This is a genomic window from Paenibacillus sp. PK4536 (assembly GCF_028594455.2).
Taxonomy (GTDB): Bacteria; Bacillota; Bacilli; order Paenibacillales; family Paenibacillaceae; genus Saccharibacillus; species Saccharibacillus nuruki.
Map to the genome: position 1 here is coordinate 301456 of NZ_CP126313.1, position 22558 is coordinate 324013.

General features: G+C 40.3%; 23 protein-coding genes. 9 read left to right on the forward strand and 14 right to left on the reverse strand.

Going from position 1 to position 22558, the window contains the following annotated elements:
• Window positions 1-116: 116 nt before the first annotated feature.
• The 3 genes from PO903_RS01515 to PO903_RS01525 form a co-directional block, all read right to left on the reverse strand.
• A complete protein-coding gene (locus tag PO903_RS01515) occupies window positions 117-1214 on the reverse strand; it encodes an alpha/beta hydrolase (RefSeq protein WP_273592427.1) in 1098 nt (365 codons plus the stop codon).
• Window positions 1215-1466: 252 nt separating this feature from the next.
• Window positions 1467-1796 (reverse strand): DUF3139 domain-containing protein, encoded by a 330-nt coding sequence (locus PO903_RS01520; protein ID WP_273592428.1) that lies wholly within the window; start codon window positions 1794-1796, stop codon window positions 1467-1469.
• A gap of 16 nt (window positions 1797-1812) precedes the next feature.
• Entirely contained in the window at window positions 1813-2079 is a 267-nt protein-coding gene (locus PO903_RS01525) for a hypothetical protein (RefSeq protein ID WP_069325629.1), read from the reverse strand.
• Between the two features lie 70 nt (window positions 2080-2149).
• On the opposite strand from PO903_RS01525, the gene PO903_RS01530 reads away from it, so the two are divergent.
• Window positions 2150-2686: a GrpB family protein gene (locus PO903_RS01530; protein ID WP_273592429.1), complete on the forward strand. Its 537-nt coding sequence runs from the start codon at window positions 2150-2152 to the stop codon at window positions 2684-2686.
• 120 nt (window positions 2687-2806) lie between these two features.
• Here the strand turns inward: PO903_RS01530 and xylB are convergent, their stop codons facing one another.
• Window positions 2807-4303, reverse strand: a complete 1497-nt coding sequence (gene xylB / locus PO903_RS01535; RefSeq protein ID WP_273592430.1) for a xylulokinase — start codon at window positions 4301-4303, stop codon at window positions 2807-2809.
• Between the two features lie 447 nt (window positions 4304-4750).
• Complete coding sequence (gene xylA / locus PO903_RS01540) at window positions 4751-6067, reverse strand: xylose isomerase (RefSeq protein ID WP_069325632.1); 1317 nt, start codon at window positions 6065-6067, stop codon at window positions 4751-4753.
• A gap of 235 nt (window positions 6068-6302) precedes the next feature.
• On the opposite strand from xylA, the gene PO903_RS01545 reads away from it, so the two are divergent.
• Window positions 6303-7466, forward strand: coding sequence for an ROK family protein (locus PO903_RS01545; protein ID WP_273592431.1), 1164 nt, complete (start codon window positions 6303-6305; stop codon window positions 7464-7466).
• 166 nt (window positions 7467-7632) lie between these two features.
• Complete coding sequence (locus tag PO903_RS01550) at window positions 7633-7830, forward strand: hypothetical protein (RefSeq protein ID WP_069325634.1); 198 nt, start codon at window positions 7633-7635, stop codon at window positions 7828-7830.
• Between the two features lie 176 nt (window positions 7831-8006).
• On the opposite strand, the gene PO903_RS01555 is transcribed toward PO903_RS01550, so the two are convergent.
• From PO903_RS01555 to PO903_RS01570, 4 genes are all read right to left on the reverse strand, one after another.
• Entirely contained in the window at window positions 8007-8240 is a 234-nt protein-coding gene (locus tag PO903_RS01555; protein WP_069325635.1) for a glutaredoxin family protein, read from the reverse strand.
• Between the two features lie 102 nt (window positions 8241-8342).
• Window positions 8343-9287, reverse strand: a complete 945-nt coding sequence (gene trxB, locus PO903_RS01560) for a thioredoxin-disulfide reductase (RefSeq protein WP_069325636.1) — start codon at window positions 9285-9287, stop codon at window positions 8343-8345.
• A gap of 277 nt (window positions 9288-9564) precedes the next feature.
• Complete coding sequence (locus PO903_RS01565; protein ID WP_069325637.1) at window positions 9565-10395, reverse strand: SDR family NAD(P)-dependent oxidoreductase; 831 nt, start codon at window positions 10393-10395, stop codon at window positions 9565-9567.
• 191 nt (window positions 10396-10586) lie between these two features.
• The gene (locus PO903_RS01570) at window positions 10587-11150 is read right to left on the reverse strand and encodes a TetR/AcrR family transcriptional regulator (RefSeq protein ID WP_069325638.1); all 564 of its coding nucleotides are present in this window, start codon (window positions 11148-11150) and stop codon (window positions 10587-10589) included.
• A gap of 162 nt (window positions 11151-11312) precedes the next feature.
• On the opposite strand from PO903_RS01570, the gene PO903_RS01575 reads away from it, so the two are divergent.
• Window positions 11313-12209 (forward strand): ketopantoate reductase family protein, encoded by an 897-nt coding sequence (locus PO903_RS01575; RefSeq protein ID WP_069325639.1) that lies wholly within the window; start codon window positions 11313-11315, stop codon window positions 12207-12209.
• 107 nt (window positions 12210-12316) lie between these two features.
• Here PO903_RS01575 and PO903_RS01580 read toward each other — a convergent pair whose 3' ends face one another.
• From PO903_RS01580 to kduI, 4 genes are all read right to left on the reverse strand, one after another.
• On the reverse strand, window positions 12317-13165 hold the full coding sequence (locus PO903_RS01580) for a sugar phosphate isomerase/epimerase family protein (RefSeq protein WP_350339076.1): 849 nt from the start codon (window positions 13163-13165) through the stop codon (window positions 12317-12319).
• Between the two features lie 68 nt (window positions 13166-13233).
• Window positions 13234-13986, reverse strand: a complete 753-nt coding sequence (kduD, locus tag PO903_RS01585; protein WP_137225285.1) for a 2-dehydro-3-deoxy-D-gluconate 5-dehydrogenase KduD — start codon at window positions 13984-13986, stop codon at window positions 13234-13236.
• Between the two features lie 35 nt (window positions 13987-14021).
• Window positions 14022-14777: a DeoR/GlpR family DNA-binding transcription regulator gene (locus PO903_RS01590; RefSeq protein WP_069325642.1), complete on the reverse strand. Its 756-nt coding sequence runs from the start codon at window positions 14775-14777 to the stop codon at window positions 14022-14024.
• A 44-nt stretch (window positions 14778-14821) separates the two neighbouring features.
• Window positions 14822-15652 (reverse strand): 5-dehydro-4-deoxy-D-glucuronate isomerase, encoded by an 831-nt coding sequence (gene kduI, locus PO903_RS01595; protein WP_069325643.1) that lies wholly within the window; start codon window positions 15650-15652, stop codon window positions 14822-14824.
• Window positions 15653-15917: 265 nt separating this feature from the next.
• Here kduI and PO903_RS01600 point away from each other — a divergent pair, with 265 nt between their 5' ends.
• The 5 genes from PO903_RS01600 (at window position 15918) to PO903_RS01620 (ending at window position 21853) form a co-directional block, all read left to right on the forward strand.
• Window positions 15918-16589, forward strand: a complete 672-nt coding sequence (locus tag PO903_RS01600) for a response regulator transcription factor (RefSeq protein ID WP_273592432.1) — start codon at window positions 15918-15920, stop codon at window positions 16587-16589.
• Window positions 16590-16591: 2 nt separating this feature from the next.
• Window positions 16592-18106, forward strand: coding sequence for a sensor histidine kinase (locus tag PO903_RS01605; protein ID WP_273592433.1), 1515 nt, complete (start codon window positions 16592-16594; stop codon window positions 18104-18106).
• Between the two features lie 258 nt (window positions 18107-18364).
• On the forward strand, window positions 18365-20431 hold the full coding sequence (locus PO903_RS01610; protein WP_273592434.1) for a glycosyltransferase family 39 protein: 2067 nt from the start codon (window positions 18365-18367) through the stop codon (window positions 20429-20431).
• Window positions 20432-20484: 53 nt separating this feature from the next.
• Window positions 20485-21489, forward strand: coding sequence for a glycosyltransferase family 2 protein (locus PO903_RS01615; protein ID WP_137225276.1), 1005 nt, complete (start codon window positions 20485-20487; stop codon window positions 21487-21489).
• Window positions 21476-21853: a GtrA family protein gene (locus PO903_RS01620; RefSeq protein WP_273592435.1), complete on the forward strand. Its 378-nt coding sequence runs from the start codon at window positions 21476-21478 to the stop codon at window positions 21851-21853. The genes PO903_RS01615 and PO903_RS01620 overlap by 14 nt, the downstream gene beginning before the upstream one ends.
• Window positions 21854-22215: 362 nt before the next feature.
• On the opposite strand, the gene cyoD is transcribed toward PO903_RS01620, so the two are convergent.
• Window positions 22216-22557, reverse strand: a complete 342-nt coding sequence (cyoD, locus tag PO903_RS01625; RefSeq protein ID WP_069325649.1) for a cytochrome o ubiquinol oxidase subunit IV — start codon at window positions 22555-22557, stop codon at window positions 22216-22218.
• Window position 22558 lies beyond the last annotated feature (1 nt).

The window sequence follows — 22558 nt, forward strand, 5'->3', positions numbered from 1 at the left end:
GTTATACGCTTAATTATAGTCGTTATAAACTGGATTGTACACAACCGCATTATCTTATCGGATATATGTATCCATTTTTATATTACTAACGAATAATATTACTCTATAGCTATATCTTACTTATCGGTTGTAGAAGCTTTTTCGTTTACTGATTTAAGCCATGTGATTGGACTTTTCCATCTACGAATGTTTACTTTCTGCGTAACATTCTTGGTTATCGCTAGTGGTGGAGTGATAGCTTTGACTCTAGGCTCTGCATGCTTCACATGTTCATCTAAAAAAGGAAGAACTTTTGCCCAGAAATGCGGGTCTTTTTGCGAAGAACTATGTCCATTCGTATTTACAAATAAAGTCTCTATCGGCGGAGTAACTTGTCCCATCACAAATTCTAACTCTGTCGGTGGAATAAAGGCATCCCCGCGCGAATGAATCATTAAGATGGGCAAATCTGCTTCTTTGCGTGCTTCATTGATTGAAAATACTGTATTTTTCTGCTGATATTCTTTGAGTGAAATATGAGAACGATAAAACCAGATTCGTGGAATAATATTTGCCATCGGAAATAATGGTAACCCTCGGCGCTTAAATTCAGCTTCGAGCACACTTTCAAATTGAGCAGGCATCGAATCTGTAATGACCGCTCGTACCGGTAATCCATAAGGAAGCGACAAAATCGTTCCCAGTCCACCCATCGAATGCCCTAACACTCCGATTCGCTCGGGATCAATCTCAGCAATACGAATTGCATAATCCATTGCCGCCAAAATATCATCACGAAATGTATACGCAGAAGGAGCTTCGATTGGATCACTATGTCCGTGGCTACGTGCATCATACATTAAGATCGCATAACCTGCTTGCCATAACGGTTCAATATAACGAAGCACCCGAGAACGATTAGAACCCCAACCATGAGCAATAATCATCAGCGGTGCAAGTTCTACTGTCGTTAAAGGAACTGCTTGATCTTGGGAGCTTTGGTTATCTGCTGAATGTTCTTTCTTCTCCGTAGTCATCGCTGGAATAAACCATCCTTGAATGTTCAGTCCGTCACTTACAAATTCAATATCTTGATAAGGCATATCAGGCTTGTGCTCTACAGGAATACGCTTAGGCGTCTGCGCTTTGACCGCTGTATTCCATACCATTCTTGTTCCGGCAAGTGCTAATACCGCACCACTTACTCCACCAATCAACCAGTACCGTTTGTCCATTGCGATTCCTCCTCTTTTTAATGTAAAAATCATGTATCTTACATTTGAAATGTATAATGGAACGAATTCCTCCGACACTTGTTTAAACATATGTCTATTATTACACATTTATTCTCAGATACTAAACATTTTTGTGATAAAGAGAAAAAGGACGAGTATAGTATAGAGTAATCAGCATCGAAATGCTTACGTATAACTTCAATATAATTTACTTTATTAATACTTTTAAATTTCTCATATATAGAATAATAATTATGGATTTTCTGCATGGATATATTTTTGCTTCAAATCATTAATAGCAGGAATACAACTGTATTGCTCCATTTGTCCATTGTTGGATTTATACATATACATTGCATTTCGCTCGTCTTTGAATATTACACTTGCGCTGACTACAGGTGCTTTACTGATATACGTTTTGATTTCAGCAATATCTGTACTTTGATAACCTTGTTCAAGTACCAAATAATTGACGACTTCTTGAGTGACTTGTTTTTTGTAGTACTCTATTCCAAAATGAAAAATAAATGCACTGATCACGACTGTAATACAGATTGTGATCGGAATATTTTTGTTTTTCATCGCTATTGCTCCTTTTTTATATCAGTATGTTCATCAGATATGACCAATCTTGAGTTTCTACTAGAGAGCCTAAAAACATCGCAGCTCCCCCTATAGCTAACCCTACCAACTTATTCACTTTTTGTTCACTCATCTTTGTTTTTTCAAATAAAAATATAAAACTTATTAAAAATAAACTATAAGATAGCTGTTGAGTACTATCATCCCAGATCAAGCCTATATAATAGGATAAGTATAAAGCTATACTCAAAGATAAAAGTATCAATGGGATACGCAATTTCATATGGATTATCCTTCCTAATTAGCTGTTATCAAGTTATATACTTCATCTATACTAAAGGATGTGTAACTCTATGCAAAACGAATTGGGAATTGCCAAAAATCAAGTAAAGCTTGTTGATTATGATCCTTATTGGAACATACTATTTAAAGAAATCAAAACAAGTATATGTGCTGTTACATCATTACAAGAATTTAGAGTACAGCATATTGGAAGCACAGCGATACCAAATATCAAATCCAAGCCTGTCATCGATATTCTTCTTGGAGTCGATCATTTAGATCAAGTAGACACCTATGATGAGTATTTGAAAACGATTGGATTTTATCGTTTGAAATTACAAAGAGAAAACGAATATGTATATGCCAAATTTAAAGATACTCATTTCGAGATCAAAACTCATTTTATTCATATGGTACCGTTCGAAAGTGATATTTGGAAAAATCTTATTTTCTTTAGAGATTATCTAAATACTCATCCAGAGAAAAAAATAGAATATCAGACGATTAAACAATCATTTGTTAATTTTCAAAGTGAAGGTATTCAAGAATATACAGCTCATAAAGAAGCTTTTATCAAAAATATTTTTACCCTTCGACATTCTTTGTAAAAGTGAAATTTATATTAAAAAACACCACGATTCTACAAGTTCACTTTAAAACAAAAAACCTTCTTTGTAATGTAAAAGAAGGTTTTTGTTTTAAGTTATTGTTGAGTTCTACACTTCTATCTATCCTCGAAAAGCCGCTAATCGCTTATTCAATTCAGCTGTCTGTGCGTAAATATCCTGATAAATCGCAAACAACTCATTATACTTCTCAGCTCGCTTCGCATCCGGCTGATATGACTTCGCTGGGCGTAAGAAAGCTGCTGCACAATCTTGCAAAGACGGGAACCATCTACTGCCATACGCCGCCAGCATAGCTGCTCCCATCGCTGGGCCTTGCTCATTTTCTAAACGAACGATCTCGGCATTAAAGATATCGGCTTGCATTTGTAGCCATGTCTCATTCTTCGCTCCACCACCGATCGAGACCACAGAAGTAATCGTTTTGCCTGATTCACGTAAAATATCAATCGATTCACGAAGTGAAAATGTAATGCCTTCCAATACAGCCCGTGCAAAATGCGGTAACTTGTGCGCGGCATCAATACCGATAAAGCTTCCACGAATATCCGCATCTGGATGAGGGGTGCGCTCGCCTACAATATAAGGGGTGAACAATAATCCTTCTGCGCCCGCTTCTACATTATTAACACCATGCAATAATTGATCAAAAGAAAGATCTTTGCCAAATGCACTACGGAACCATTCCAGACTATACCCTGCCGCCAGCGTTACACCCATAATATAAAAAGCATCTTGTTCACTATGATTAAAGAAATGCACTTTACCTTCAAAATCCAAATCTTTACGTTCTTCATAAGACAACACTACACCGGATGTGCCGATACTACACATCGTCTGTCCCTCGCTGAGAATCCCTGCACCGATAGCGCCACACGCATTATCTGCACCACCACCATAGACACGTGTATTCACACTCAGTCCTGTTTGTTCAGCGACTTCAGGCAACAATCCACCTACATCTTCAAATGATTCGATTAGACGTGGACATAAAGACATCGGTAAATGGAAAGCAGAAGCAATCTTCTCACTCCACTTTTTCCCTGTTACATCCAATAACAATGTACCTGCGGCATCTGAATAATCCATCGCTAGATCACCGGTCAATTGATAACGCACATAATCTTTAGGGAGTAAAAATACACGCGCTGCTTCCATGTGTTCAGGCTCATTTTCCTGTACCCATAAGATTTTGGGCAACGTAAATCCTTCTAATGCCCGATTACGAGCAATCTGCAACAACTCATCGCCTAATACCTGTTCAATCTGACGACACTGCTTGCTGGTACGTGTATCATTCCACAAAATCGCTGGACGAATCACATGGTTGTCTTCATCCAATAATACCAATCCATGCATTTGCCCCGAAAAGCTTAACCCTTCAATTTCATCAGGCGATACTCCTGAAATCTCGACCAACCGACGGAGCGACGTTAGTGTCCCTTTCACCCAATCTTCAGGACTTTGCTCGCTATACCCTGCTTTGGGCTGAGATAACGGATACGATTCAGACGTCTCATAAGCAATATTCCCCTGCTTATCCACCAACACCGTCTTCACCGCACTTGTCCCCAAATCGACCCCAATTACATAACTCATCCTTACCCCTCCTTGTACATGTGTTTATGTTATATAGATCTCAAAATTCATAATTCTATTCACGTATCATTACAACAACAACTTTATTCTTACCATACTCATCTTGTCTTTCTACCCAAATCAAACCAAAAGCATTTTCCCAAAATGCTCACCTCATCAAAAAATGCCTCCCTCCCCACAAGGGAATAAGGGAGACATGCCTTTGACCTTATCTTTTGCTCTAATCTTATATCTTAATCCACAGTGACCACACGCCCAAGCGAAGAGAATCTATTCTTCTGAAAGAGCGAAGCGCTCGCCTTTAAGGTTGGATATCGACTGCCCGGCAGTCTACCCAAGATATCCAACCTTACCAGCGACGATAAGAAGAACAGATTCTCGGAGCGCCTTAACTCCATCCCACTGCACCCACTATTCCCACAAACTAATCCTTAAAGTGTCTCCTTCTTATTCCGTCACCAAATACTGATTAAGAACCGATTTCAACCACTCTTCACGACCGGATTCATTTGCACGAGGCGTTTCGTTATTGAGCGCATATTCTGCAAGTGAAGATAATGTTGCTTTACCACTCAACACATCTGCTCCAATACCTTCTTGGAAACTGCTGTACCGTTTGTCGATAAAGTCTTCGAATACACGATCTTCGATCAAGCGAGCTGCTGTTGTTAATCCTTTAGCAAAAGTATCCATACCAGCGATATGAGCTAAGAACAGATCTTCTGGCTCAAAGGAAGGACGACGGACTTTTGCATCAAAGTTAACGCCACCTTTGCCTAGACCGCCATTTTGCAATACTTCATACATCGTTAACGTCGCCGCATACAGATCTACCGGGAATTCATCCGTATCCCATCCGATCAATAGATCGCCCTGATTGGCATCCAGTGATCCCAACATGCCGTTGGTACGAGCAACACGTAATTCATGTTGGAAATTATGACCTGCAAGCGTGGCATGGTTTGCTTCCAAGTTCAATTTGAAATGTTTATCCAGACCATTTTTTTGCAAGAATGCAATCGTTGTGGCTGCATCAAAATCATATTGATGTTTTGTTGGCTCTTTTGGTTTGGGTTCGATCAAGAATTGAGCATCGAACTGAATTTCTTTGGCATAATCAATTGCCATATGGAACATACGCGAGATATTATCTTGCTCTAGCGCATAGTCTGTATTAAGTAGCGTCTCATACCCTTCACGACCGCCCCAGAACACATAGTTTTCTGCTCCTAGACGTTTACCCACTTCAAGACCTTTTTTGATCTGAGCGGCTGCATGAGCATACACATCTGCATTACTTGTAGAAGCTGCACCATGCATAAAGCGCGGGTTACTGAACATATTTGCGGTATTCCAAAGCAATTTTTTACCGGATTGCTTCATATATCCTTCTAAAAGGTCGACAATTGTATCAATATTGCTGTAAAATTCTCGCAAGCTATCTCCTTCAGGAGCGATATCCACATCATGGAAGCAGAAGTAAGGCATATCTAGCTTATCCATCAATTCAAATAGAGCTTCTGCACGAGCTTTGGCAAGATCAAGACCTGTATACGAATCCCAAGGACGCACTGCTGTATTCACACCAAACGGATCAGCTCCACCTGCAACCATCGTATGCCAGTAAGCCATACCAAAGCGCAAATGTTCTTCCATCGTTTTACCAGCGATCACTTGAGTCGGGTTATAAAATTTAAAAGCATATGGATTTTTGGATTGAACACCTTCGTAAGTAATTTTCTCAATATTTGCAAAGTAAGCCATCAATAAAATCCTCCTCTTATCATTCGTATGGAGATTGTTACAAAAATCTCTTTTAGAGCGGCTTAACAAGCAGAGAAGGTGCGCCTAAAGTAGATCATCTAACAATCATTGGGCAGAACCATATTACTATTATGACCAAAAAGAAATCGTTTACATCGCTATCCTAACATATATGATATACTTTGTCTATCGGTTAAACAAAGTTAGTGAATAGTCATCTGAAAGGAAGAAAACCATGAAAATCACAGGTGATCAAGCACTGGTCAAAAAAATAAACAAATCGCTCGTGCTCGATAATATTCGCCAATATGCTCCACTCTCACGTACCCAAGTATCGCAATCTACAGGTCTTAACAAAGCGACCGTTTCCAATCTAGTGCAGGAGCTAATCGATGATCAACTGGTGCTAGAATCCGGTCAAGGACAATCCAGTGGCGGACGCAAGCCACTCATTTTACTATTTAATAAAAATGCAGGCTATGCCGCAGGCGTCGAGATTACAGTGAATGAACTTATATTGATTTTGACTAATCTGGAAGGTGAAATTATTGCCAAATCGACAGCCTCTCTAGTCAGTCATCAAGTCTCAGATGTGATTGCGCAACTACAAGCAGAGGTAAATACATTATTGCAGCATCTGCCTGATTCGATCCATGGAATTGTAGGTATGGGTGTGGGCGTACCGGGTATGGTGGATGAACAAGGAAATGTATTGTTTGCGCCCAATCTGGGATGGGAAGGTGTCGCTTTGCGGGAGCAATTAGAGCATCTTTTTCAGATTCCGGTGATTGTCGATAATGAAGCGAATGCGGGGGCATTAGGCGAATTGCAGTTTGGTGCAGGTAGACAAGCACAACATCTAGTCTATGTCAGTGTAGGCACAGGAATAGGATCAGGAATTATTATTGAAGGCGAATTGTACAAAGGCTCGCGCGGTTATGCTGGGGAAACAGGGCATATGTCTGTGGAATCTTACGGTCTTCCCTGCTCTTGCGGTAGTCAGGGATGTTGGGAGTTGTATGCTTCTGAGCTTGCTTATGATCATTCGATCAAAGAACCGATTCCGGGTAGTACGACAGCCGATTGGGTCAGACGTGCTGAATTCGATGAACCGGAAGCCCGAGATTTATTTCAGAAAATAGGGGAGTATCTTGGTATCGGGATAACGAATCTGGTCAATGGGTTCAATCCTGAATTAGTCATTATCGGTGGACATATGAGACAAGCAGAACCTTGGATCGATCCTTACCTACAAGAAGTAGTATCCAGACGCACCTTGCCGTATCACCGACAAAAATTAATGATTCAATATTCTGAATTAGGCGATCAATCGACTGTAATTGGTACAGCGTATATGGCAGTTTCGCAATTTCTAGGTCGGGTCAAAGTATCGATTTAATAGAGGTCAGACACATTTTTGATTAATTTTGGTATCAATTGTGAATTATTTATCTTAAATTTGACGTAAATTTGCCTTATTTTAGTGTAAAATCAGTTGCTCTTTCGGTCTATAATTTCGTTATGTGTTATGCAACACGAACGAATGTGAAACGGAGAGAGCTACCATGAATCTGTTGGGAACTGCCGACATTTCGCTGCCTTTTTACGTAATGTTGTTTTTATTTTCTTTTATTATCGTGCCATTAGTCAGCCTGAGTGTGTTTAACTTCTCACAAGCAAGACGCAAACAGGGCGTTTCCTTTTTGATTGCCGGTTTTGGATTCTTTATGATTTTTCGTGCGGTGACCCAGTTTTTGTTTTAGATACCACCTTAGTACTTGAATGAAAAAAACTTGAATAAAAAAACGTGATATCTGCTCAAGCAACTAGAGCTCATTTTTTGCACAGTATGATATCTTTCCTTTGTTATTATTGTTGCAGTCAACATCAAAAAAACGGCAACCCTTTATCCGGGCTACCGTTTATTTTTTTGCTTATTTTATGCTTCTGCTAAAGCTTTGTTGAATTGAGTCATATTCATACCCATGATTTTGTATTCGCCGATCAATGTGACTGGAACTGCGCGTACACCCATGTTCCAAGCTTCTTCTGCATATTTTTCTTCCAATTCGATATTACGCTCTTCGAACTCAATACCTTTATCATTCAAAAAACTTTTCACCTGCTTGCAATGTGGGCAGTTTGTACTTGTATAAACGATCGCTTTTTCCATAATAATGTAACACTCCTTTGATTAAATTAGATTATGTAGATAGCAGAACATGAAGCGATTCTGCTATCTGTATACGTTATATATGTGAAGTTAGTGTAGATATTAACCCATAACGACTTCTTGATGTTCCAAAGCTTCAATAAATTTCTCACAGTCCATTGCAGCCATACATCCACTACCTGCTGCTGTAATCGCTTGGCGGTAACGAGTATCTTGCACATCACCACAAGCGAACACGCCTGGAATATTCGTTTCTGAAGTACCTGGATTCGATACGATATAACCATTGGCATCTGTTGTCAATTGATTATTTAAGAAACCTGTATTCGGATGGTGACCAATCGCTACGAACACGCCATGTGCAGGAATGATTTCTTCTTGTCCTGTGTTGTTGTTCATCACTTTAAGTCCTGTTACACCGCTATCGCCAGCAACGACTTCAAGTGGGTTTTGGTTCAAAGCCCATTCGATTTTGTCATTAGAACGAGCACGATCTTGCATGATTTTGGAAGCACGCAATTCTTCGCGACGGTGAACCAGTGTTACTTTAGAAGCAAAACGAGTTAAGAAACTAGCTTCTTCTAGAGCAGAGTCTCCTCCACCGACAACTACGATTTCTTTACCACGGAAAAAGAATCCATCACACGTTGCGCAAGTACTTACACCACGTCCGATATTATCTTGTTCATTTGGAATACCCAAATATTTAGCAGTAGCTCCTGTAGAAATGATCAATGTCTCCGTCACCAATTCGCCCATGCCTTCGACTTGCAATTTGAACGGACGATCTGCCAAATCTACACTATTGACCCAACCAGTACGGAACTCTGCTCCAAAACGCTCTGCTTGTTTGCGCATGTTGTCCATCAATTCAGGACCCATAATTCCATCAGGGAAGCCCGGGAAATTTTCAACTTCTGTAGTCGTTGTTAATTGTCCACCCGGTTGTGGTCCTTCGATAATGAGTGGGCTAAGATTAGCACGAGCAAGATAGATAGCGGCTGTAAGTCCAGCAGGACCTGTTCCAACAATAATTGATTTATACATATTGAATTCCTCCATATTTTAAGATGAGTATGATCTCCACACTCAAATGATTGAGTATATGATAATAAAATAAGACATTATAGATAATTTTTACAATTAATTGCATGCAATTTATAATCATTCTAAACTACTACCAATTATGAGGAAAATGGAGCTTATAGTCAAATGAAGTTTTCATGAAGGATACTTTCATTTATAACAAAAATATAATAAAAAGCCTGCATACTTCAACAATAGAAGTCTGCAAGCTTCGTGTATTACACCTATAAAATGAGGATTAATCTTTATCTAAATGGTGATGAATCGTTCCCCAGCCATAGCCTGCTTCTGGAGACATATCTTCAGGCATACCGGGCAAAATCAGACCGCCATCTACACGCAAATTAATACCTGTGATATAAGAAGCTTCTTCTGAAGATAACCATGCTACGGCTTCGCCAATATCAGCCGGTGTGCCCATACGACCCAGTGGAATTTTGCGACCTAGAGGTTCTTTAATCGCATCTTGTTCAAGTCGATTGACTGTAGCCCCCGGGCCGACACAATTCACTCGTATCCCGTAAGGAGCAAATTCAAGCGCAAATGAAGAGGCTGAGCGAATAAGAGCTGCTTTCATCCCTCCGTAGATACTATCTGTAGGGTAAGCCCGTTCAGCACGAGAAGAAGTAATAAAGATAATATTGCCTGCAATTTCTTGATCAATCATCGCTTGAGCTGCAAATTTGGAAGCCAGTATCGGTGCACGATAATTCAGATGAATCGAGTGATCCAGATTCTTCATTTCCAAATCAAGCAAGGCTGAACCGATCCCTCCACCTGCATTGTTCACCAGTAGATCAATACGTCCGAAATGCTCTAACGTCTGCTTCACAATCGATTCCGGCTGATCCGGTTGAGTCAGATCGGTCTGAATGGCAAATGGCTGTGCTCCATAAATATGGGATAATTCTTGAGTAACGTTATCAATATCATCCGAGTCTGAATGATAGGTAAGTGCAATGCGATATCCTTTATGAGCAAGTACTTTGGCAATGCCTCGTCCAAGCCCGATCCCTGCTCCAGTAATCAATGCTACTTTCCGATTGCGATGATGTAGTAATTGAGTCATGATATCCTCCTTCTTGGTATTCCTATCTGCTTCTTCATATAGCTGTTAAGAAGAATTAAACATGAACTTAAAGTATGAAGCTTATCTATGACGATAGCAATCATTTAATATTTTGCCACATTCTACAAAAAAAACAGCCTTAGGATCAAGGCTGTTCTTCAAAATATATTTAAAGATGGTAAATAAGATCTCTATAACTGTTTAGATAACCCTCTCATAATATAAGGGCGAACAATATCTAACAATAAGTCGGCATGGCTATTCTTCTCCAACCTAAACCATTGATAAGTAGCACTATAAATTGCTGAACTTGTGATCGCTGCTAGAATCTCTATATACTGATGATTTTCCTTTTCTTTTGATAATATATCTTCAATTGTTTTTTGTAGCATACCTTTGATTTGGCTATCTACTAGAGTAGCAATTGATTTGGAATCCAGCCTGCATGTCTGATGAAAATCTACAATGTAACGATAAGTAAGCAAGATGATCTGGTCTCCTATTTCTTCTGTCAATGCCTCTGCATGTATTACCTGTTCAGGAATCATCTCTTTGAAAGCTTGCTCTATAACCTCATCCAGTAGTGCATATTTATCTTCATAATGAGTATAGAATGTAGCACGATTAATCGTAGCTTTTTGAGCAATATCTTTTATCGTTATCGACTCAAATTGAATACTCTGCAACAACTCTATGAAAGACTCTCGAATTAACTGTCTTGTACGCAAAACTCTCGGATCTTGTTGTTTTTCCATATCATGAACACCTTCTTAGACATCAGACTTCAGAATATGTTGTTTATACAACTTTTCACTGCATCTGTCGATTGAAATCATCATTAGACAACACTATTATTTTATCAGACAGATATGGCATGAGCAATCTGTAACTATGATTTGCAGAGAGGGAGAATGTAATTGAATATAGCTAAAGATAGAATCTTGATATTTGGCGCTGGCGTGGTTGGCAGTATATATGCACTTCGATTGGCTCAGTATGGAGTAGATGTTACTGTATTAGCCAGAGGCGAAAGGTTAAAAGATTTACAACACCATGGCTTGCGATACAATGACAGCGGAACGATCAAGCACATTTCTATCCCAACGATTGAACAGCTTGCTGACGATGATATTTATGATTTTATCCTTGTTCCTGTACGTTATGATCAAGCCGAGTCTGCTCTTGCTGTGCTTAAAAACAACCAGAGCCAAACTATTGTTACCCTGACTAACACTGTTGGATATGATGCGTGGCTTGATCTTGTTGGTGATCGATTACTGCCGGGGTTCCCGGGTGCAGGCGGAGATCTCAAAAATGGTGTTTTATATGCCCAATTTAGCACTGAAAAGCATCAAGGAACTATTTTTGGTGAAATAGATGGAACACAAACTGAAAGAGTAACCCAGCTTGCTCAACTTTTCAAATTAGTAGATTTACATTACGATATCCAGTCAAATATTCAGGCTTTCCATATTTCGCATACTGCCATAGCTATTGCTAATAAGCATTTCTACACCAAGGATGGAATCGTAGATATCGACACTGCAAGAAATGAACAGACATTACTCCAGATAGCTACAGCAATCAAACAAAATCTTCGTTTGGTTGAACAAGCTCATATTCCGATTATTCCAGCCGAAACAAAGATATTAACAGAATGGTCAGATAGCCAAATTATTTCCTTGTACCAGCAGATGCTAAATGATGCTTTTATTATGGATGCTATACTTGGCGATCATGCAGTCAATCAGAAAGCAGAAACCTTATTATTGCAGGAAGCGTTTAACCAGACATTAGCTAGACAAGTCTATTAACTCAATAGATTTTCGCCATTTATTTTACATTTATACAAAAAGAACAGCCCTTGATATACGGCTGTTCTTTCAGAGGAGGAAATCGAAAAATGGTAGTCGATCACCTATTAAGATTGTACGTTTTGCCAGATTTGACGCATATATAATGAAGCTTGTGGAAGGTCTTCTAACGGTACACCTTCCAGTGAAATATCGATATGTGGCTTATACTGCTTAAGCAAGCGGAAAAATAACGGATAATCCAGTATACCTGTACCTGCTGTACGATAAGGCTTGCTGCCATCTGGTGCAAAATCAAAATCTTTCGCATGAATCAACAACATACGATCTGCCAACTTTTCAAATGTATCCCGCAGAAAAGCTTCTTGATTCTCCAGATGTTCTTTTTTCATCATATTACAAGGATCAAAAAGCATCCCAATCGCTGTTGTAGGAATCTCTTCTATCAATTGAGCCATTAGCTCAGTCGAGTGAAGCGTATGATCAGCAACAGGTTCTATTGCCATATGTACGCCCCATTTATCTGCTTCTTCTGCTAGTTCAGACATGGTTTCTTGTAGAACACGCCAACCCACTTCAGCATAACGTTCTGGCTCGGATGCTTGATATGTTGTATATCCGCCTGTTTCCGTAGCGACCATACTACAGCCAAAGTCACGTGCATATCGTAAATGTTCTTTGAATCGTTCGATGCCATGACGACGTTCACTAAGATCAGGATGAACAGGATCAATATAACAACCCAGTACAGCAATCCGTACGCCCTGACGATCAAACTGTTCAGCAATATGATTCGCAAGCCCCGGGCTTAATCGACCATTAGACGTATCGATATCTGAGATCGCTTTGGCAAGTGCTAACTGAACCGAAGTGAATCCACCTTCAGATACTTTAGCAGCTAGTTCGGTAAGCGGTAATTGTCCATAGATATGTGCAAGTACTCCTTGTTTCATCATCACACTGCCTTTCTTGGGTTCATTCTAGCATCTATATTCTGCTGAAATTAATGATGATAAAGTTCCAATTAACGTGCCATCCATCCGCCATCTACACAAATAACATGCCCGTTCAGATAATCAGACGCTTTGGATGCCAAAAAGACGACCGGCCCTTGCATATCTGCGGCAGTTCCCCAACGACCGGCTGGTATACGATCTGTAATCGCATCGAATCGTGCAGGATCAGCAACAATCGGTGCAGTGTTATCAGTCAACATATAACCCGGTGCAATCGCATTAATCTGAATCCCTTTGCTTGCCCATTCATTGGCTAAGGCTTTGGTAATGCCTGCTACACCATGCTTACTTGCGGTATAACCTGGTACATTAATACCACCTTGATACGATAACATCGAAGCTACACTGATAATTTTACCGCTTCCTTGCTCAATCATATGGCGACCAACCAATTGAGATAGATAGAACACCGTCTCCAAGTTGATATCAATCACATCTGCAAAATCTTTCCACGGATGTTCAACCGCTGGAGCACGTCGGATAATCCCTGCGTTGTTAACCAGAATATCGATTTTGCCTTTAAAAGCTAACGCCTGATGGACTACATCTTCTAACGTATCATGCTTGCTTAGATCCGCTTCGATCTCAAGCGCTTCACGTCCTAAAGCTTGTACTTTATCAACCGTATCTTTACTACTCGAATACGAGACCGAGATAATATCTGCGCCTGCTTGAGCAAGCCCTAGTGCCATTCCTTGTCCTAGACCCCCGCTTGATCCCGTCACTAGAGCTACTTTACCCGTCAAATCAAAACTATTCATGAATATAATCATCCTCTCTTCACAAGCGAATTACTTTAAGCGATATCCAGTGGAATATTAGATTGTTGGAAATGAGCTACTTGCTCGGTAGACAAACCGCTATCGGTAATAATCATATCGAGCTGTTGGCAAGTCGCAAATGTCCACAATGCAAATTGTCCGAACTTTTGATGATCGACCACACCATAGACGTGTTGCGCTGTTTCGACCAATGCTTTTTTGAAAGGAACCAGATCACCGGTATAGATCGACAATCCAAATTCAGGATGAAGAGCTGTCGATGATACAAATGCTTTGTGAATATTAAGCCCCCGTACATACTCTACCGCCTGCGAACTGATCAACATATTTCGTGTCCGTTCTCCGCCCGGTACAACCAACCGTACTTGTTCACGCTTTGCCAGTTCACTTAAGATAAATAGATCATTAGTGACTACGGTTAATGGAAAAGAAGGCAGTCTTTTGGCGATCTCAAGCGTGGTACTGCCTCCATCTAACGCAATAATATCGTTCGGTTGAATATAGCGAAGAGCTCGCTCTGCGATTTCTGCCTTTTCAGGCATATGCTTAGTATTCGTCCCTTGACCGGATAGAATACCATATTGATCATTCTGTGCCAGAACCGCTCCGCCATGAACACGGGTTAATAATCCCATATCTTCAAGCTTGGCTAAATCTTCACGAATCGTTTTACCAGTTACATTCATCATCTCACTCAATTGACTAACCGTTACTTCTTGATGAGATATTAATATTTCCATAATGCGTTCATGACGCTTTAATGCACTCATAATTCCCCCGTCCCTTCCAGTATCATTCCGGAATGGTTTTGGGTTTATTTTAAATCTTTCATAGCAACCGCGTCCATATCATCGAACGTTTGATTTTCTCCAGCCATTGCCCAGCAGAATGTATAATTGCTCGTACCGACACCACTGTGGATCGACCAGCTTGGAGAAATTGCTACTTGTCCATCACGTACAACAAGGTGTTTGGTATTTTGCGGTTCGCCCATAAAGTGGAACACAGTCGCATTCTCATCCAAGTTGAAATACAGATACACTTCTGAACGACGGTTATGAGTATGACAAGGCATTGTATTCCACATATTACCGGGAGCAAGTTCTGTAATCCCCATCACTAACTGACAGCTTTTGATACCGCCTTGATGAATATATTTATAAATGGTACGTTCGTTCGATGTTTTGATATCTCCCAGATGACTAGGTGTAGCATCTTCTTGCGTTGATTTTACGGTTGGATATTGATGATGAGCTGGTGTGGATACAAAGTAAAATTTAGCAGGTTCATTACCACTACCTGAAAAAGTAACTTCTTTGGTACCCAGTCCAATATACAGACATTCTTTAGCAGCTACTTCATATTCCTGACCATCTGCGGTTACTTTACCGGGAGCTCCAATATTGATAATCCCAATCTCACGACGCTCTAAAAAAAAGTCTGTTCCAATATCTTTAAGATTTACTTCTAATTTGATCTCTTTGGACGCAGGAACGGCCGAACCTACAATATAACGATCCACATGGCTGTAAACGGTTACAAGTTCATCCGTTTGAAATAAAGATTCGATCAAAAATTCTTCACGTAGTCGATTTGTATCAAAAGATTTCACATCGTTCGGGTGAGACACATAGCGGTTTTCCATTAGTAGTCATCCTCTCAATAAGTGCAATTTTTTATACTTTACGTTCATATAAGTTCATTTTAGTTCATATCGTTCATTTTGTGAAGAGATTAATCTTACTTTTTGGATTTTTTTTCAAATTCGTTGATATAATCCTAATTCCGTTGATGGTAAGATCGACGATAGATGAACGATTTGCTGTTCATCTATTCTTCATATTGATCTGATATGATAGTTTAAGCACTTGGCATACTATTTCTAATTACATTTAAAGGAGCGTTACAATATGGTACGTATTTTGATCGCTGATGATGATCCTTCCATTTTGGAATTAATTCATATGTATTTAAGCCGTGAAGGATATAGTGTGCATACCGCACGAGACGGCAAAGAAGCATTCGATATGCTTGGCAATGGCAAATGGGATCTGATTATTCTCGATGTGATGATGCCTCATATGGATGGGTGGCAACTGACTCAAGATATTCGTCGTTATTATGGAGATGTACCGATTCTACTGGTCACGGCTAAAGGGGAATCTGAAGATAAGATTAAAGGATTCCGCTTAGGAACAGACGATTATTTAGCGAAGCCTTTTGTCGCAGAAGAATTGGTGATGCGTGTCAAAGCATTATTGCGACGCTATCGTATTTTTTCAGGAGAATCGCTGTCGATAGGCAATGTAAGACTGGATGCTTCGACCAAAGAAGCCGATACGAATGGCAGTCTACAAGCGTTACCTGCCAAAGAATTTGATCTATTGTATACACTTGCTGGATTCCCGGGGCAAATCTTTACACGTGATCAATTGATCGAGAAGATATGGGGACATGATTACGATGGTGATGAGCGTACGGTCGATGTGCATATCAAGCGTCTACGTGATCGTTTTACAGAAGCAAATGGATTTGCGATCCAGACGATTCGGGGCATTGGTTACCGGATTGAGGTGAAATAAGTTTGAAAAATATATACAGTCAACTTGTGCTTACCTTTATCGCAGTCGTCGTCGCTAGCTTTGTGATTACGTTACTCATGTCAGATTGGGTATTTCAAAGGCAACAAGTTAACTTTGTAGAAGATCGCATTTTGACAGATGCCAAATCTATGGCTGAGATTCAATCTTCTATCCCCAAAAATATGATTCAAAAATATCTGGATAGTCAAGGCGGACAGATGCAGATTGTCGTTATAGGAGCAGATGGAACGACCTACCGTTCGATTGGTGATGGTCCCGGAGGTCCACCTGGTCTTTCTCCACCTCCTGTGCCTCCGACGCCTCCGGATTCAACAACAGATACAGATACATCGGATCATTCGAGCAAACCCAAGCTAAAGCTTCCAGCAGATCCTTTGAATCAATGGAATATTCCAGAAACGATCAAACAAGAAGTATTAAATGGTCAAATCTATCATCCTACAGCTATACCGACTACCAATACCGAAGTGCCTAGTTTTAATCTCTCACTGTTTAATACTAAAGATGAAAAAGAACCTCGTTATGTAGGTGTACCCTTTGAACGTGATGGTCAAAACTATGCTCTTTTTGCTCGCCCAGCACCCGGTCATTTTGTCAATCAATTTAATCGGTGGATGATTCTGGTCTTGTCTGTCATGTTAGTGATTGGTGTGGTGTTGTTTTTATTTGCAGCACGCTTAATTGCCAAACCTATTGCCAAATTATCTGAAGCGACCAGACGTGTAGCCAAAGGTGATTATCAAGTTCGTGTGAATCTACGGCGCAAAGATGAGATTGGTGAATTAAGTCGCAACTTTAACCGAATGATCGGAGAACTATCTAAAATTGAAGCGATGCGCCAAGAATTTGTATCCAATGTATCACATGAGATTCAGACCCCGCTTACCTCTATTCGTGGTTTTGCAGGTGCTTTGCGAGATAGTGCTTCGCCTGAACAAGTTCGGCATTTAACGATTATCGAACAGGAAAGTGAACGTTTATCGAAGCTCAGTAGTAATCTGTTGAAATTAGCTTCGTTAGATGTCGTGAAGCTACACATGGTGCCTTTCCGCCTTGATGAACAGATACGGATGTCTGTTGCTTCTTGTGTGCCTCTTTGGACAGAGAAAAATATCGATCTTTCGGCGGATCTCGATAAGATCACATTTAACGGTGATGAAGATTTACTCAGTCAGGTCTGGATTAATTTACTGTCTAATGCGATTAAGTTTACACCTGAACAAGGCAATATTTATATGACGCTTACTCAAGATCAACAATGGATCAAAGTATCGGTACAAGATACCGGTTGTGGGATCACTCCTGAGCATTTAGAACATATTTTCGATCGCTTTTACAAAGTCGATACTTCGCGTACTTCTGTGACAGGAGGGAACGGATTAGGGCTATCAATTGTGCAGAAAATTATTGGCTTACATGGCGGACGCATCGAAGGAAACAGTGAAGATGGACAAGGTACTACAATGACTGTCTTTTTACCGCTAACCCATACATGAGAATGCAAATGTATCTATCTTTTTGAGATCATTATACTTTTATGAAAATTAAAAGATTGCTTTACCGATTCAGGCTCTACTCATCTGCTATTCATCAAGCGAGAAATTCCTTGTTTCTCAAGGCTTTCTCGCTTTTTTATATGGAATTATAGCAATCTTTAACCGCCTTTAAGGGAACGTTCATTTTTTGTTCATAAAGCCTTGTTATATTTTTTACATAAAGTTGCACAGACGTGATTCACAAAGGAGGATATACAGGTGAAAGAATCCCGCATTCGAAGGATAGATCCCATACTAGCTATACTGGTTATACTAGCTGCGGGTCTTTCGCTATATAACATTAATCAATCAGGTGATCTGAACAGTTACTATACTGCCGCTATAACAAGCATGGTGCAGAGCTGGCATAATTTCTTTTTCAATGCTTATGATCCAGGTGGATTTATTACGATTGATAAGCCTCCTGTCGCTTTTTGGCTTCAAGCAATGAGCGCCAAACTATTTGGGATTCATAGTTGGAGCTTGGCCTTACCTTCAGCACTTGGATTGGCTGGATCGGTCATTTTACTATATCTGATCATCAAGCCTCACTTTGGAGTTAACGCAGCACGAATAGCGGCTTTGATCTTAGCTTTAACTCCGATAGCTGTAGCTGTCAGTCGCACCAACAATGCAGATAGTACCCTTGTATTCTTCCTAATGCTAGCCTCTTATTTTTTATTCAAAAGTGTACGTAGTGGAAAATTACTCACCTTATGTATAGCATTTGGACTGGTGGGTGTAGGATTCAATACAAAAATGCTTCAAGCGTTTATGGTTCTTCCTGCTTTCTATCTGCTTTACTGGTTCGCTCGCAAAGGGCAATGGAAGCAAAAAGGGCTTCATTTACTAACTGCCAGCATATTACTGGGAGTGATCTCGTTATCGTGGGCAGTCATTGTGGATGTCACTCCTGCGGATCAACGTCCTTATGTAGGGAGTAGCGGCACATCCAATTCTGTACTTGAATTGGCTCTCGGGTACAACGGTATCAGTCGTTTAACTGGAGAATCTGGTGGTGGTGGCAATATGCCTGCTGGTACACCTGATAGTCGTCGTAACAGTAGTACTGCCAGTGCTGTAAATAGTAAAGATGCATCGTCGACAGCGAAAGCTTCAGCAGTCACATCTCAGTCTACAACAGCTACAACACTATCTGATCAGGCAACACAGACAACCACTTCGAATACAGCATCTACTCCAACCAACGCTATAAGCGGAACTGCTCCACCACAAAGTGGTTTTGGTGGCGGTAATGATGGAGGAAACGGACGATCTGGCGGTGGTGGCATGGGTAGTTCTGGAGGTAGTAATGATGCTGGTGATGCTGGTGTTTTTCGACTTTTCAGTACAGCCAATGCTGGACAAATCGTATGGTTCCTTCCTTTAGCTTTATTAAGCGCGCTGATGTTATGGATTCAACGGCGTGAGCAACGACATATCATTTTATTCTGGGCAGCATGGTTAGCGCCTATGATTCTCTTTTTTAGTATTGCAGGGCATATACATCGATATTACTTTATTATGATGGCTCCTGCGATTGCGGCTCTGACAGGTGCAGCGATCGCTCATCTATGGCAAAATATACACAAGCACTGGTTGACGATATTTATGTTTGTCGGTATCGCTACTGGATTATATATCACTATTTCTTTAGATCAAATGGTTCTTGGGATCGCAACTGCTGTGATCGGTGTTATCGCTTGGGTGATTGCGCTTCGTACTCATCGCATGACATCAACCTTATCTTTGGCACTTACTCTGGTTGCTTTATTGGTAGTTCCTGCTTACTGGTCGATGACTCCAGCACTTTATGGTGGCAATTCCACACAACCTTCTGCTGGACCCGAACTATCAACATCCAGTGGACGCAGTAACAGTAGCAGTGTTGATGAAGGTTTGATTACTTATTTGCAACAACATAACACAGGTGAAAAATATCTAGTTGCTACTTCTTCTTCTCAGACAGCAACGCCTATGATTCTAACTACAGGCTCTCCTGTTATCGCATGGGGTGGGTTCAAAGGCTCTGATACTGCACTGACTACTACTCAATTAGAGGCTCTGGTAGCCGATGGCGAACTCAAATATGTAGTTCTGGGTGGCGGTATGGGTAGCGTAAGTTCAGACTTAACCACATGGGTGCAAACACATGGTACTGTTATTTCACAAAGTGAATGGAGTACTGAGGCTACAACAGCAGTAGATACAGTATCTTCAAGTTCTCAGCGTGGTGGCGGTGGAAGAAGTTCTCAACTTACATTATATGAATTACATCAATCTTAACTTTATGGTCTGTCTCTATAAGATCAAGGTTTATCTATAAGGAGGAATGAACTATGCGCTATTCAATCGTTGTACCTGTATATAATGAGGAAGCTGTTGTTCTGGAATGTTATCGTCGTCTGACTGAAGTGATGCAACAGACTCATGAATCTTATGAATTAATTTTTGTAAATGATGGAAGCCGTGATCAGACCGCTTCGATTGTTAATCAACTTTGTGCAAGTGATGCTTCTGTGAAATGGATCGACTTTTCCCGTAACTTTGGTCATCAGATTGCGATCACCGCCGGGATGGATCATGCTCAAGGCGAAGCGATTGTAGTGATAGATGCCGATCTTCAAGATCCACCCGAGTTAATTTTGCAAATGATTGAGAAATGGAAAGAAGGCTTCGATGTTGTCTATGCCACTCGGGCAGAACGTAAAGGTGAAACAGGCTTCAAAAAATGGTCAGCTTCGATGTTCTACCGCACACTGAACAAATTAAGCGATATCGATATTCCATTAGATACAGGTGATTTTCGCTTAATTGATCGTAAAGTATGTGAAGCAATGAAAACAATGAAAGAAAACAATCGCTTTGTTCGTGGTCTTGTGAGCTGGGTCGGATTCCGTCAGACTTCGATCAGTTATGTACGCGAAGAACGGTTTGCAGGTGAAACTAAATATCCACTCAAAAAAATGATACGCTTTGCATCGGATGCACTAGTTGCCTTCTCGCTCAAGCCTTTAAAATTAGCCAGTATTCTAGGTAGTGTTGTATCGCTATTCAGCTTCTTTTATCTGATTTTTGTACTTGCTCAGAAATTATTACACTTCTCTACAACACCCGGTTGGGCTTCAATCGTTGCAACGATTTTATTTTTAAATGGAATCACGCTAGTTATTCTTGGTCTTATCGGTGAATATATTGGTCGGATCTATGATGAGGTGAAGCAACGTCCTTTGTATCTGATACAACAGACTCGAAATTTTACGCAAGAACAACCGCTACCTGCTCATGAATCCTTACCAGAACAACATCGTGTCGTAAGCGAACAACGTCATGCTAGTTTCTAAATTGTTTGCGAATCAAGCGGTTCGCTTTGCTACCGTCGGCGTCTCCAATACAGTAATCGACTTTATCGTATTTATGCTATTACAGAGTTTTACTGGCGTTGTAGCCGCTCAATTTATCGGATATGGCGCTGGCACACTCAACAGTTATCTATGGAATCGACGTTGGACATTTGCACAGGGCACTGGTTGGGATATTCGTGAAATGATTCGCTTTTTACTCGTGAATATAGCAGTAGCTACGATTACAGCGTGTGCAATTAGTCTGGTTGCTGATCATATTCCTGTCTGGATTGCCAAAATAGTAGTGACTATATTCGGTCTCGGTATCAATTATACTGTCAGTAAATTATGGGTATTTCGTTGAAAACATCGATCTATACAGCAATAAATTATAATATCTATCGTATTCATTTATTTTTCTTTATTGATAGCAAAGAGACGAATTCTACTTTTTATCACAGTAGAATCCGTCTCTTTTTGCTATACTGCCTGTATTGCATGAATCTATAAGAAAAGTGTTGAATTTGCTATGGTGTGATTAGCTAGATATGTACATGTTTGACTAGATTTTTCACCTTTAAAATAGAACAAATTGATCTTCTATTACAAGCAAACATATAAAAAAAGCTTTCTTGCTCTTTCTTCTACAGATCAATAACATCTGTATCCGATTGAACAAGAAAGCTCTTATTGTACTATCATACCGCTAAGTCTTTTATCTGTAGATTAGTATCCTACGCCGTTGTAAGCCATGATCCATACAGAACCAGATACAACAACCAGTACAATCGCTAGACCAAAGATCAAAGCCATAACGTTCCAACGAGGCTGGTTACCCGTACGATCGCGTACATGCATGAAGAAGAATAGCTGTACAACGAACTGCAATACCGCAGTGATCATAATGATTAGAATCGTTGCTGTTGCTTGGAACATATGGTTCATAACAACAACTAACGGAATAATCGTTAAGATGATCGAAAGGATAAAACCAATGATATAAGATTTAAGCGAGCCATGAGCATGATCTTCACCATGTGCATGTGAATCTGTTGAATGCTGCGCCATA